The sequence below is a fragment of the Photobacterium sp. MCCC 1A19761 genome, from assembly GCF_037389125.1.
Classification (GTDB): domain Bacteria; phylum Pseudomonadota; class Gammaproteobacteria; order Enterobacterales; family Vibrionaceae; genus Photobacterium.
This window is the reverse complement of the sequence record NZ_JAZGTF010000011.1, coordinates 30,316-42,932: the sequence shown is the minus strand read 5'-3', so window position 1 is coordinate 42,932 and position 12,617 is coordinate 30,316. Positions and strand designations below refer to the sequence as shown.

At 53.8% G+C, this 12,617-nt stretch carries 12 protein-coding genes; 11 read left to right on the top strand and 1 reads right to left on the bottom strand.

Going from position 1 to position 12,617, the window contains the following annotated elements; genetic code table 11:
• Positions 1-8: 8 nt before the first annotated feature.
• Entirely contained in the window at positions 9-2,786 is a 2,778-nt protein-coding gene (locus VV869_RS13070) for an endo alpha-1,4 polygalactosaminidase (RefSeq protein ID WP_337735349.1), read from the bottom strand.
• A 295-nt stretch (positions 2,787-3,081) separates the two neighbouring features.
• Here VV869_RS13070 and VV869_RS13065 point away from each other — a divergent pair, with 295 nt between their 5' ends.
• The 11 genes from VV869_RS13065 to VV869_RS13015 are packed head-to-tail and all read left to right on the top strand — an operon-like array spanning position 3,082 to position 12,580.
• Complete coding sequence (locus VV869_RS13065) at positions 3,082-4,029, top strand: YbgA family protein (protein ID WP_337735348.1); 948 nt, start codon at positions 3,082-3,084, stop codon at positions 4,027-4,029.
• Positions 4,019-4,849, top strand: a complete 831-nt coding sequence (locus VV869_RS13060; protein WP_337735347.1) for a MerR family transcriptional regulator — start codon at positions 4,019-4,021, stop codon at positions 4,847-4,849. The genes VV869_RS13065 and VV869_RS13060 overlap by 11 nt, the downstream gene beginning before the upstream one ends.
• Positions 4,846-6,330: a deoxyribodipyrimidine photo-lyase gene (phrB, locus tag VV869_RS13055; protein ID WP_337735346.1), complete on the top strand. Its 1,485-nt coding sequence runs from the start codon at positions 4,846-4,848 to the stop codon at positions 6,328-6,330. The genes VV869_RS13060 and phrB overlap by 4 nt, the downstream gene beginning before the upstream one ends.
• A 44-nt stretch (positions 6,331-6,374) precedes the next feature.
• Positions 6,375-6,803, top strand: coding sequence for a nuclear transport factor 2 family protein (locus VV869_RS13050; RefSeq protein WP_337735345.1), 429 nt, complete (start codon positions 6,375-6,377; stop codon positions 6,801-6,803).
• A 2-nt stretch (positions 6,804-6,805) separates the two neighbouring features.
• Positions 6,806-7,552 (top strand): SDR family NAD(P)-dependent oxidoreductase, encoded by a 747-nt coding sequence (locus VV869_RS13045; RefSeq protein ID WP_337735344.1) that lies wholly within the window; start codon positions 6,806-6,808, stop codon positions 7,550-7,552.
• Positions 7,549-8,850, top strand: coding sequence for an NAD(P)/FAD-dependent oxidoreductase (locus tag VV869_RS13040; RefSeq protein ID WP_337735343.1), 1,302 nt, complete (start codon positions 7,549-7,551; stop codon positions 8,848-8,850). Before VV869_RS13045 ends, VV869_RS13040 begins: the two co-directional genes overlap by 4 nt.
• Positions 8,847-9,650 (top strand): DUF1365 domain-containing protein, encoded by an 804-nt coding sequence (locus VV869_RS13035; protein ID WP_337735342.1) that lies wholly within the window; start codon positions 8,847-8,849, stop codon positions 9,648-9,650. The genes VV869_RS13040 and VV869_RS13035 overlap by 4 nt, the downstream gene beginning before the upstream one ends.
• Before the next feature lie 22 nt (positions 9,651-9,672).
• The gene (locus tag VV869_RS13030; protein WP_337735341.1) at positions 9,673-10,914 is read left to right on the top strand and encodes a cyclopropane-fatty-acyl-phospholipid synthase family protein; all 1,242 of its coding nucleotides are present in this window, start codon (positions 9,673-9,675) and stop codon (positions 10,912-10,914) included.
• A 58-nt stretch (positions 10,915-10,972) separates the two neighbouring features.
• A complete protein-coding gene (locus tag VV869_RS13025; RefSeq protein ID WP_337735340.1) occupies positions 10,973-11,473 on the top strand; it encodes a DUF2878 family protein in 501 nt (166 codons plus the stop codon).
• On the top strand, positions 11,470-12,018 hold the full coding sequence (locus VV869_RS13020) for a chalcone isomerase family protein (RefSeq protein ID WP_337735339.1): 549 nt from the start codon (positions 11,470-11,472) through the stop codon (positions 12,016-12,018). Before VV869_RS13025 ends, VV869_RS13020 begins: the two co-directional genes overlap by 4 nt.
• 25 nt (positions 12,019-12,043) lie before the next feature.
• Entirely contained in the window at positions 12,044-12,580 is a 537-nt protein-coding gene (locus tag VV869_RS13015; protein WP_337735338.1) for a DUF3833 domain-containing protein, read from the top strand.
• The last annotated feature ends 37 nt before the right edge of the window (positions 12,581-12,617 follow it).

Here is a 12,617-nt window from a genome sequence, read left to right as displayed (position 1 = left end):
TTCCGCCATCAGGAAGAGGAAGGTTGCGTTGCCGGCTGGCTCGTATGGCGAGTCGGCGGACAATGGAACTCACCCAGGAAGCGTCCGGCTTTATTGCTGGTGTAACGGACGACATTCTTCGTTTGCGTGCGGCGAAGCGGTGACTCGATTTGAAGGCGGCAGTCGGAGGCATTGACGACTTCCAGCTTCAGCGGCATGTGACTTTCCAGAACCCACTGGATGACGTCCCCGTGTTGCTGCCATTTCACCAACTGCCCATTGGCATTTTTCAGGCGGATCGTGTGATCGGGATGACTGCTCAGGCTCAGCGTGCTTCTGGGCTGCGTCAGGATAAGATATTTCCCGTCTTCACCGTCATCCCAACCGGCAATGGTACTTTGTGCCATCACGGGGGTGCCCAACGAATGCGGCAGGCGAATACTCCGGACTCCCGAACTGGTGATCAGCCATTGCCCGTTCATTGTCCGGGCAAGTCCGGTTTCATAGAGGGCCGTGGCCCGTGCGGCATACTCGCTTAAATACAATGGCGTCACTTTTTGTCGCATGGCCCAGTCATAGACGTCCGTCACGCCCTTCAGCGATGCCGGGTAGGCGCCGGAATACATGTGATAATAAATACTGATGCTCTTTAAGCGGCGAGGGCTGCCCAGAAGTTCGAAGGTCTCGATTGCGCGGCGATAGCCGTCAAAATGCTCGGTCCATAAATTGGTATACAGGTTCTCATTGAGGACCGGGGCATACACATGGACGGCGGAGGGATACCAGGCAATGGTCGGAGAAATTTGGGTCAGACTCTGATTGCCGCGAACGACATGGGTGTTGCCGCCGTTGACATTAAGGACATTCGCTTGTGCTGCAATTGCCAGAATGCTTTCATCGGGATCTGCCCGTCCTGACCATAAAATCAGCTTGGCTTTTTTGTCTTTCGGGGCGAGTTGTTGATTGACATAGTTCAGGCTGCCGATGATCTCCTTATGATAGTCGACGGTATAGCCGGGAATCGGCAAGTGATCGCCGTACTGCTTTTCCTCGACACTGATCGAATCATCCCAGAAGAACGGGTGGCTGAAGGTATGAGACGCGATTTCAACATTTGGCAGGGCGAAGATTTTTCGGGCGATGGCTTCCAGCTCGGCACTCTTGTTCGGATACAAGCCGTGCTTGCTGACTTCCCCCTCGATGACCGAGACGGTTTGCGGGAGCGGATAGGGTTTAAATACATGCTCCATCAGGACTTCAGCCGTGTAAGGTTTGCCGGGAAACCAGGCTATGGAAGGGAAACCGTCGCCATCGACATGGCTGGTCAGGATCCGCCGGCCGGTTTCCGTGGTCACATCGGCTGCCGGAATCGGGGGTAAATTCAGGGTTTCATCGATCAGGCGAAACGGGTCGATGTACCAGGCTTCTTTGTGGTTGGCCAGCATGGTGACGGGAAGCGGCAGCAGGGCAGCGCCTCCCCATGCGGCTTTAAACAGCAGTCCGGCGGGTTGCTTCGTATCATCCCGGGCGAGGATCAGTGGTTGGACCGCGGGGTCGGTACTGATCCATTTCGGATAGCTTTCAAATTGGCTAAAACGCAACGGGTAGCGATCAGCAAGCCAATCCTGCCCTTGGGTGATCGAGACCTGACGGCTGAACGTTCCGACCTCCCGCAGCCCCAACCGGGTGCGTAACGTGGCCAGGGTCGGCAGCGTTCGGAGAAACAGCACGGGTCGCTGACCGAGATGTTCTGCCAGCCAGGTTTGCATGTGGGGATTGCGGTTGTAGGCGCTTTCTTCCAGCCAGGCGACGATCCCGGCATAGCGGTTGATGTCGAGGTGGTCAAAATCCAGGGTGTTGACGTCCCGGCAGTCAGGGACATAGCCTTTGTATTCCAGCGGCATGGCAATCATGCGGTGGCACAGGGAGCGGCTGTAGCCTGCTTCAGCGCCATCGTAAAATCCGAGTACCCGCTTGGGGACGGGGACGATGGTGCTGACGCCAAACTCATACAGCATGCCGTCACTGATGTACGGGGTGTAGCCTTCACGGAGCAAGCGTTTTGCTTCGGTTTGTTGGGCATTCCGCTCCCGGCCGGGAATATAGTCAATCACAATCACTTCATGACCGAGTGCTTTGACCTGTGCCAGCTGGTTGCTCAGCCACTCGGTGTCGGATTGGCTGACTTTACGGTAGCTGTCATCCACCGGGTGATAGCTGTGATACAGCGATTCGGCGACGACCGCATGAACCGGTGCTTTCAGGCGGGGCAGGATGGTAAAGCCACGGTTGAGGATCAGCGCGGGTTGAGATTGCAACCGGGACAATGCCTCGATGAGTTGGATCAGCGCTTGCTGTTGTATCGCTTGTGACGCTTCATCTTCGGCAAATAACGTGTAACTGTCGAGGGTGTCCAGAAAGAGGCCGTCGAATCCTTTGGCTAAATGCTTCGCCGCTAAAGCGAGCAGGTGGGATTGCCACTCCTTCGATGATAAATCCATGACATGACTTTGCCAGTTGTTGTTTTTTATCGGGGAAGCGGCGTGTAGAGATGATGGAAGATTTTTGCCGTCGTATTCTCCCACACTGACATAGGCGAAGACCTGGGTCCCGGCGTCGTGCAGGGTCTTGATCTGCCGTGGGGTGATCAGTGACGGATTGACGACGGCCCGGTCATAGCTCATCAGCTCGCGGACAGAATCAATCGTGTTGTAGTAGAACACAACCGATGGGGGTTGATGTGTTGATGCAAGTACCGGTGGAAGCAGGTTCAGCAATAGCATCAGTGCCCAGATCATCATGCGCATTCCACCACTCCTGTGTGAGTCACATCCCTAAGAATCGTATGCTATCAGGTTTATATAAAAATATAAGCTATCAGCATCATTCAATATAAAAATCATGACCTAATTTATTCATTCCTAGGGGGAATTTTAGTTCAGAACTGTTCATAAATAATCCCGTGTACAAGTTTTGAGACAAATTATTCTTCTAAATGCGGTACTTGTCATACCTGCGGTTATACAGGATTTATTCTTGTACAACTCAGGGTGGTTTGCTATCTTCATTGTACGGATTTTAATTTTGTACAAGGTGGAAGTCATGGCGATCCCAGTTGGAATTAGCGCATGTGTATTTGGCCAGAAGGTCCGGTTTGATGGCGGGCATAAACAGAATCGTTTTGTGGTCGATGAACTGGCCAAGTACATTGATTTTAAACCGGTCTGCCCTGAAGTCGGGATTGGAATGCCCATTCCCCGTCCGGCCATTCAGCTATTGCAACTATCCGATGGCCGCGAGCGGCTGGTGGCGAGTAAAGATAAGTCGACGGACTATACCGAGTCGATGAAAGCGTTTGCGGATCAGCATATTCCCGCCTTTGATGCCTTGTGCGGTTATATCGTGTGTGCCAAGTCACCCACGTGTGGCATGGAGCGGGTGAAGCTATATGTGACCAACGGGAACACAGTGCCCGGTGGGTCGGTGGGGGTATATACCCGGGAGCTAATGGTGCAGATGCCCTGGCTTCCCATCGAAGAGGATGGCCGGCTGCAGGATCCTGTCTTGCGAGAAAACTTTGTGTTCCGGATTTATGCCCTGAATGACTTCTATCAGTCTCTGCGGGAGCATCGAACCTGTCGCGCTTTCATTGATTTTCACTCGCGCTACAAACTGGTGCTGATGGCCCACAGTCCGGCGGCTTACAAGGCGCTGGGCAGGATGGTGGCATCAATTAAAGACTGGGATCTGGACGAGTTTTACTACGAGTACCGTCAGCAGTTTATGGATGCAGTCAAAAACCGCGCCAGCAGAAGCAATAAAACCAATGTGCTGATGCACTTGCAGGGATATTTCAAACGCTCGTTAACAAAGCGGCAAAAGCAGGAATTGGCGGATCTGATCATGAGCTACCGCGAAGGCCATCAGCCGATCCTGGCCCCCCTGGCGCTGATCCGGCATTACCTCAAAGAATATCCGGACCCGTATTTGCAGCTGCAAACTTTTTTAAATCCATATCCTGAGGAGTTGAAGTTACGTTATGGATTGTGAACAACCCTATTTTGCAATTAAAGAAGTTTCTGAGCTGACCGGGGTGAATGCGGTGACGCTCCGGGCCTGGCAGCGTCGGTACGGACTGCTGAACCCGATGCGTACCGAGCAAGGGCATCGACTGTATTCTCAGACGGATATTGAAACCATCCGCCAGATTGTCGCCTGGCTCGAAAAAGGGGTTGCTATCAGCAAGGTGCGGCCGCTGTTGGCGGAGCCCGAGGCCACCGATGTGACGCTGCAAGCCGATGAGCACAAAGCATTGCCCCTGGCGGAGATCACCGCTGCGTTATTCGACTGCCAGCGCAAGAAACTGGACCAACTCCTGATTCAGTTGATGAAAGAGTATCCGGCTGAGCTGTTTCTCAAACAGGTGGTTCATCCGGTCGAGCAGGCGATTCAGCGCGAGGATAACCCGCTCGTGCAGATTCAGCAGTCGCTGTGGCAGTCCGTGATGACCGAGCGTTGTCTGGCGCTGGTGGCGCAGGCACGCAAACATGCGGATAAGCGCAGTTTTCTGATTAGTTTCGATTCAAATGTGAACTACCGCCTTTGGGTCAAAGCCTGGCTGCTGGCCGATAAAGGTGACGATGTCACGATTTTACCGGCGTTAGACAACAAATTGCTGGGGCTGGGTGCCGCAATGACTCAGCTGAAGGTTGAATCCCTGTATGTATTCGGGGAGCAACGCATCAGCCCGCAGGCGGTGTCGCAACTTGATACGTTACAACGTCATACTGGGTGTCAGGTCACATTGTTGGGCAGCATTGCGACCATTCACCAGCATGACTTTACCCATCAGTCACCGAGGAGCGAATGATGGTTACACAAACGCAGCAGTCGGGTTCGCTATATTCTGAGCCGGAAGTGGCGTCCGATTTAGGCGGATTGGTCTGGTTTCGGGCTGATTTGAGAGTCGTTGATAACAAGGCATTGAGCGAAGCCTGCAAACGCTGCGATCGCGTGATGGCCTTGTATATTGCCACCCCGATGCAATGGCATGAGCACCATGTGTCGCCGATTCAGGTCGACTTGATCCGGCGGCGGCTGGCGGTGCTTCGCCAGCAGCTAAAAGCACTGAATATTCCGCTGATGGTGCTGGAACTGCCGGACTTTCATGCGATCCCGGAAGCGGTGCTGGCATGGATGCAGCAGCATCAGCTCGGTCATGTCTTTGCCAATAAGCAATATGAGTGGAATGAAGGCCAGCGGGACGATGTAACTGCCCGTTTGCTGAACCGTCATCAGATCTGCTTCAGTGCGTTTGACCATGATTGCGTGATTGCGCCCGGTGAAGTGCTGACCCGGAGCGGGGATCCCTTCAAAGTATTTACGCCGTTTCGCCGTCAGTGGTTAACGCAGTATCGCCAGCAACCGTCACAGCCGGAAGCCCGTCCGGAACCGGTTGCCCAGCGCCTGCCGGATGCACTGTACTCCGAACAACCGATATCGCTGACATACCCGGAGAAAAGTAGCGTGGACTGGCCGGTGGATGAAGAAGCACTGATCCAGCGCCTCCGGACCTTTTGTATGGAGAAAGCCCCGGATTACCATCAGAAACGGGATTTTCCGGCCGTCGACGGCACCAGTTGCCTGTCGCCGTATCTTGCCATCGGCGCGCTGTCGCCCCGGCAATGTTTGTCGGCCCTGTTTGCTGAATCGCCGTTCTGTCTGGATGAACCTGAAAGCGGGGAATTCACATGGTGTAACGAAATCATCTGGCGGGAATTTTATCGTCACCTGATCGTCGCTTGGCCGAAACTCAGCCGGGATCAGCCTTTCCAGCCCTGGACCAAACATGTGCGCTGGCATGAGTCTGAGTCGCTGTTGTCGGCCTGGCAGCAGGGAGAAACCGGTTTTCCGATTGTGGATGCGGCCATGCGCCAGCTGCAAGAAACCGGGTGGATGCATAACCGTTTGCGGATGATCACGGCCAGTTTTCTGACCAAGGATTTACTGATTCACTGGCAGGCCGGTGAGCAGTGGTTTATGTCCCACCTGATCGACGGGGACCTGGCGTCCAATAATGGCGGCTGGCAGTGGGCAGCATCCACCGGAACGGATGCGCAGCCTTACTTCCGGGTATTCAATCCGACCACCCAGGGGGAACGGTTTGATCCAAAGGGGGAATTTATCCGTAAGTGGGTACATGAACTGAAAGACGTGCCTGATAAGTACATTCACGAACCGCACCGGTGGCCGCAAGCACATCGGCTGAATTATCCGAAGCCAATCGTGGATCACAAAAGTGCGCGTCTCAGAGCAATTGAGGAATTTAAGACCGCCAAAGCTCAGGATTGATTGTCGGTCTTCATGTTACACGCTTCCAGAGAAGGAGAAGCCCCATGGCCAAGCCGGATCCTGTCATCCATCAGTTTGTTGAGGTGTACAGTCAACTGTCGAAAGACCATTTGTCGGTCCTCGAAAACCTCTACCACCCGGATGTGATTTTTGAAGATCCGGCGCATCAGGTGGTTGGTTGGGAAAACCTCCATGCGTATTTCACCCGGTTGTTCAAGACCGTCAGTGAATGCCGGTTTGAGATCCACGACACCGTCGCCGATGGCCAGAAAGCGTATGTCGAGTGGGAGATGATTTTCAGTCATCCGCGACTCTCGGGTGGGGCGACCAGAAAGGTACACGGCTGTTCCAGGCTGGAAATTCAGGATCACCGGATCATCCGGCATCGGGACTATTTCGACCTGGGCGAAATGCTCTATGAAGGCGTGCCTGTGCTGGGTGCTGTGGTTCGTCAAATCAAAGCGAGGCTGTAGTCATGCAACAGCGCTTCAAGCAACAGGTGTTGATCACCGGCGCAAGTTCAGGGATCGGCGAGCAACTGGCAAAGGACTATGCTGCGCAGGGCTGGCAGGTGCTGGCTTGTGGTCAGTCACGGGAACGGTTAGATAAACTTGCGGCCACGAGCTCGCATATTCAGTCCCTGGTTTTTGATGTGACCGACCTGGCGGCCGTAAAACAAGCCATTCATGCATTGCCGCAATTACCGTCGCTGATCATCCTCAATGCCGGGACGTGTGAATATATCGAGCAGGGGCACATTGATGTGGCGCTGTTTCGCCGGGTCTTCGACGTCAATATGTATGGCGTACTGAACTGTATTGAGGCGATGCAGGATCGCTTTGGCGACACAACGCATCTGGTGATTGTCGGCTCTACGGCTGCTTATCTGCCTTTACCCCGGGCGGAAGCCTACGGTGCCTCGAAAGCTGCCATTGCTTACCTCACCAAAACGCTCGCGGTCGATCTGGCAAAACAAGGGGTGAAAGTCACGTTGGTCAGTCCCGGCTTTGTCAAAACCCCTCTGACCGATAAAAACGATTTTGCCATGCCGATGCTGGTGTCACCGCAGTACGCGTCTGAGAAGATCCGTCAGGGGATCGCTGCGGGGAAGAATGAGATCCATTTTCCCCGCCAATTTAGTCTGATGCTGAAAATGCTGGCGTTATTACCGCTGCGGGTTCAGTACGCCGCCATCAAACGAATGACAGGGAAAACATCATGAAAATAGCCATTATCGGTTCCGGGATCTCCGGCCTGACGTGTGCCTGGCACCTGCATCGCCAACATGACATCACCGTCTATGAAGCCAACGCTTATATCGGCGGGCACACGGCGACGGTCGATGTCAGCGTGCCCAGTGGGGACTATGCCATCGATACCGGATTTATCGTCTTCAACGATCGGACTTATCCCCGGTTTGAGGCATTGCTGGCTGAACTGGGCATTACCGGACTGCCGACCGAAATGAGCTTCAGCGTGCAGAATGATGAACATGGGCTTGAATATAACGGGCACAATCTGGCATCCATGTTTGCCCAGAAACGCAATCTCTTGAATCCGAGGTTTTACCGCTTTATTGCGGATATTCTGCGCTTTAACAAACTCGCCCGAGAAGTCGACCTCGAGACTGCCGCATGTCGTACTTTGGGGGCGTTTCTTCAGGAGCATCGGTTTAACGCCTATTTTGCCGAAAACTATATCCTCCCTATGGGGGCGGCCATCTGGTCTTCGACCTTGTCAGATATGCGGGCATTTCCGCTGGCATTCTTTATCCGCTTTTTCCGTAATCACGGTTTACTTGATGTCACCAACCGGCCGCAGTGGTTTGTGATCCCCGGCGGCTCGCGGGAATACGTTCGTCGGCTGGTGGCACCGTTTCAGGAGCGCGTATTGCTCTCCCAGCCGATTCAGCAGATTTTTCGTCAGGAAGGCCGGATCAAAATTGTTACCGGGCAGGGAAGCGACATTTATGATCAGGTGATTTTGGCGTGTCACAGCGATCAGGCGCTGGCCTTGTTGGCCGATGCCTCCGAAGCGGAGCAACAGGTACTCGGTGCCATGACCTACCAGGATAATGAGGTGGTGCTACATACCGACACCCGTCTGCTCCCGAATTCTAAAGCTGCATGGGCTGCCTGGAATTATCATCTCGGAGCGTCGGATGCGAATCGTGACCATCAGTTGGCCAGCCTGACGTACAACATGAACATCCTGCAACGACTGTCGGCTCCGGAAACGTTTTGTGTCAGTCTGAATCAGACCGGGCAAATAGCAGAAGAGAAAATACTGCGGCGCTTTACCTACGCCCATCCGGTATTTACCACGGCCAGTATGCTGGCGCAGCAGTCACGAGACACCATAAACGGGCGGCGGGGTACCTGGTTCTGCGGTGCTTACTGGTACAACGGTTTTCATGAGGATGGGGTACGCAGTGCACTGGATGTGGTGGCCGGGATTGAAGCCCGAACCCAGCGACCGGCCTTTGCAGATCTCCCGGAAGGCTCAGGAGTGGTGTCATGAATAGCGCCCTGTTTGTCGGCAGTGTTCGCCACCGGCGCTTTTCACCGGTCAGCCATCGCTTCAGCTACCCGATGTTTATGCCGTTGATTGACCTTGATGAGCTCGATGAGTTACAGCAGCGAGTGAAGGGCTTTGGTACGGGACTGCTGAATTTTGCCCGATTCCGGCCGGCGGATTACCTGCGTGATGGTGGCGACAAATCAAGTCCCAGCAAGCTTAAAGAACAAGTGATTGAAAAGGTCTTTGAACTGACGGGTGAGCAGATGCAGGGGCGGGTAATGATGCTGTGCCAGCTGCGATATGCCGGACTCTACTTCAGTCCCCTGAACTTATATTACCTCTATGATGCGCAGGATAGTTGGCAATGGATGCTGGCCGAAGTCAGCAATACCCCGTGGAATGAACGGCACTATTATGTTGTTCCCGCAAAGTCACATTGGCCGGAGCGCACCTGGCAGCATCAGAAAGCTTTTCATGTATCGCCGTTTAATCCGATCACCCAGGGCTATCAGTGGCGACTGAAAGCGCCGGGCCGACAGTTGTTTGTCCATATCGATATTTGTTCTGAGCAGAGTCAGGAAAAAGTGCTGGACGCCACCCTGGCAATGACCCGGCAGCCGTTCAGCACCCGGGTGTTGTGGCGCCTGCTTGCTGCAACGCCAATCCAGACCGTCAAAGTGGTCACCGGCATTTACTGGCAGGCGCTGCGGCTGTGGCTCAAACGGGTCCCTTTTTACAGCCACACCAGACGAAGCGATACGAAACACGACCGTCCAAAAGCCACACGGCGTACATTGTGAAACCAAACGTTGAGGGATAACCATGTTAAAAAGTGAATCACAACCGCTTGTACTGAACCGGTCAGGACGGGATGCGATAGCCCAAAACGTCATATTTAAAGGGCTGGCGCAGCTACGTGGTGCGGGGCTGACCCTTGTAGACGAGCTTGGGGAAAGCCATTTTTTTGGAGAATATGAGGCCACCTGTCAGGCAAAGATTATCGTCAATCATGGCGGACTCTACGCGCGGTTACTGTCCGGAGGCAGTATTGCTGCCGGAGAAGCTTACATCGACGGATGGTGGGATTCGCCGGATTTAACTGCGGCGATCCGGGTCATTGCCCGTAATCTGCCGGTTCTGGAACAACTGGAATCCAAAATCAGCTGGCTGACTGCGCTCCGGAACCACTGGTTGCATTTTACCCGTCGCAACAGCAAGGCAGCGGCCAAACAGAATATTCTCGCGCATTATGATCTTGGCAATGATTTCTACCGTATTTTCCTAGACAGCAATATGCTTTATTCCGCGGCGATTTATAAGAGTGAACACACGTCGCTTGAAGACGCGCAGATCCACAAAATGGATCGACTCTGCCGACAGCTGCAATTGTCACCCTCGGATCACTTGCTGGAAATTGGCACGGGCTGGGGCGCATTCGCCATCTACGCGGCGAAACAGTACGGCTGCCGGGTGACCACCACTACAATTTCGGAAGCGCAATATGCCTGGGCCAAACAACGGATTGAAAATGAAGGGCTGACCGGGCAAATCACTTTACTGTGTAGCGACTATCGTGACTTAAGTGGTCAGTTCGACAAAATCGTATCGGTCGAAATGGTCGAGGCGGTGGGGAAAGAATATCTGGCGACTTACATTCAGCAATGTCAGTCACTGCTCAAACCGGACGGATTACTGGCACTGCAGGCGATTACCATGGTTGATCAGCGCTTTGAGCGCTACAGCAAAGGGGTAGATTTTATCCAGAAGCACATTTTCCCGGGAGGCTTCCTGCCCTCGGTGACGGTGCTGGCTGAACAAATGACTGCCCATAGCGACTTTGTGATCCGGGATTTGAAAGATATCGGGATGGATTACGCCCGCACGCTGGCGGACTGGCATCAGAACTTTCATTGCAACCTGGACGCAGTGAGCGGGCAAGGGTTCGATGAAACCTTTATCCGGATGTGGCGGTATTACTTCTGTTACTGCGAAGGCGGTTTTTTAGAGCGCAGTATCAGTACCATCCAGCTGTTGGTCAGCCGCCCCGGCTGGCGTCAGTCCTGATTTTTTACGGGGAAAAGCGGCGGTAGATCGACCTCAATTCAGCCAAAGGTGAGCACAAATGGCAACGCGTGAACTGTTTACGGTGGGAGTGCTGTTTAACCTGTACTGGTTACTCGCCGTGCTTGGACAAAATTCGTATCTCTGGCTTTTGGTTGGCTCACTCCTGGTGTGCTGGTGGATGGCGCGATACGTCTGGAAGTTCGCCACCATCATCGCCGGTTGCGGGATTGCCATGGACTTTACTCTCAGTTATTTGGGCGTCCTGTCGTTCGATGTTTGGGGGATCCCCGCCTGGCTGGCATTGCTCTGGTTTGGTTTCGGCACCTTTTTATGGATGATTCGTGAGGTACTGAACCGTTCCTCGACGGGGTGGCTGGTGCTTCTGGGCGGACTTGGCGGGGCTGCCAGTTATTTTGCTGGCTATCGTTTGGGCGCCGTTGACTGGCCTTTGGGAATGTTACCCACAATGGCCGTGTTAACCCTGTGCTGGCTGGTATTTTCCATGCTGGCTTTGAAATTCATCCGTTATTGGTATCGCTCTGAGCGGGAGGTGTTATGAACCGTTCGATAAAGACCGGATGGCATCATTCCGGAATTGTGGCTCACATCATGAGTCTGGCTTTGGTCCTGATGGCGATGGTGTACGCGAATCCGTCGTTTGCTATGACTCCTTGGCAAAGTTGGCCGGCGGTCGGGGATGCCCGGCTAACCTGGGGCCCTTGGGTGATTTATGATTCGGAGCTGAGAACGCCCAGTGGTGAGTATCTGCCGGAAATGGAAGAGCTGGCGTTGGTGATTAAGTATCAGCGTGAGATAGATCAGGAAGATTTACTGGAAGCCACGGATGAACAATGGCTGCACCTTGGCATTTCAGCCAACAAGCGCCAACGCTGGCTGGCACGGCTGGCTGAAATCTGGCCGGATGTCCGCAAAGGCGATCGGCTGATCTTTGTGGTGAATCGGGAAGGCGGCATTTTTTATCAGGACAATCGCATGATTGGGACGGTTCGCGATAAAGAAATGTCCCTGGCCTTTATTCAAATCTGGCTCTCGCCGAGAACGGCTTATCCGAAGTTACGTCGTCAGTTAATCGGACAGGCCTAACCGTGACAACTGCGTGGGGTATCGCATGAGGTGGAAGGCGTTCAAAATCGGAGTATTGGTGATCGGACTATTCGGTTTGCCCGGGTGCTCATCAACCATAGAGGATTATCGCGGCACGTCTCCTGAATTTCAGCTGTTTGAATACTTTGACGGGCAGGTGAAAGCCTGGGGAATGCTGCAGGACTGGCAAGGAAAGTTGACCCGTCGGTTTGAAGTCGATATCCGCGGAGTGGTCGCGGGAAACCAGCTCACGTTAGATGAAGATTTTCTGTTCGATAATGGTGAAAAACAGCAGCGAACCTGGGTGATTCATCGCGGGCTGGACAAGGGGCATTATGTGGGACGTGCCGGAGATGTGATTGGGCAAGCCAAGGGGCGCTCTATCGGGAATGCGCTGCGCTGGCAATATGTCCTGCGTGTCCCGGTCGGGGAGACAACGTTTGATATCAGCCTTGATGACTGGATGTTTCGCCAGGACAGCAAGCGGGTGTTTAATCGCGCGACGATGAAGAAATGGGGCGTGACAGTAGGCACCATCACGCTGTTCTTTGAAAAGCAGTGATTGTTCGGGTTAAACAGGCACTTCATTCAACCCATTC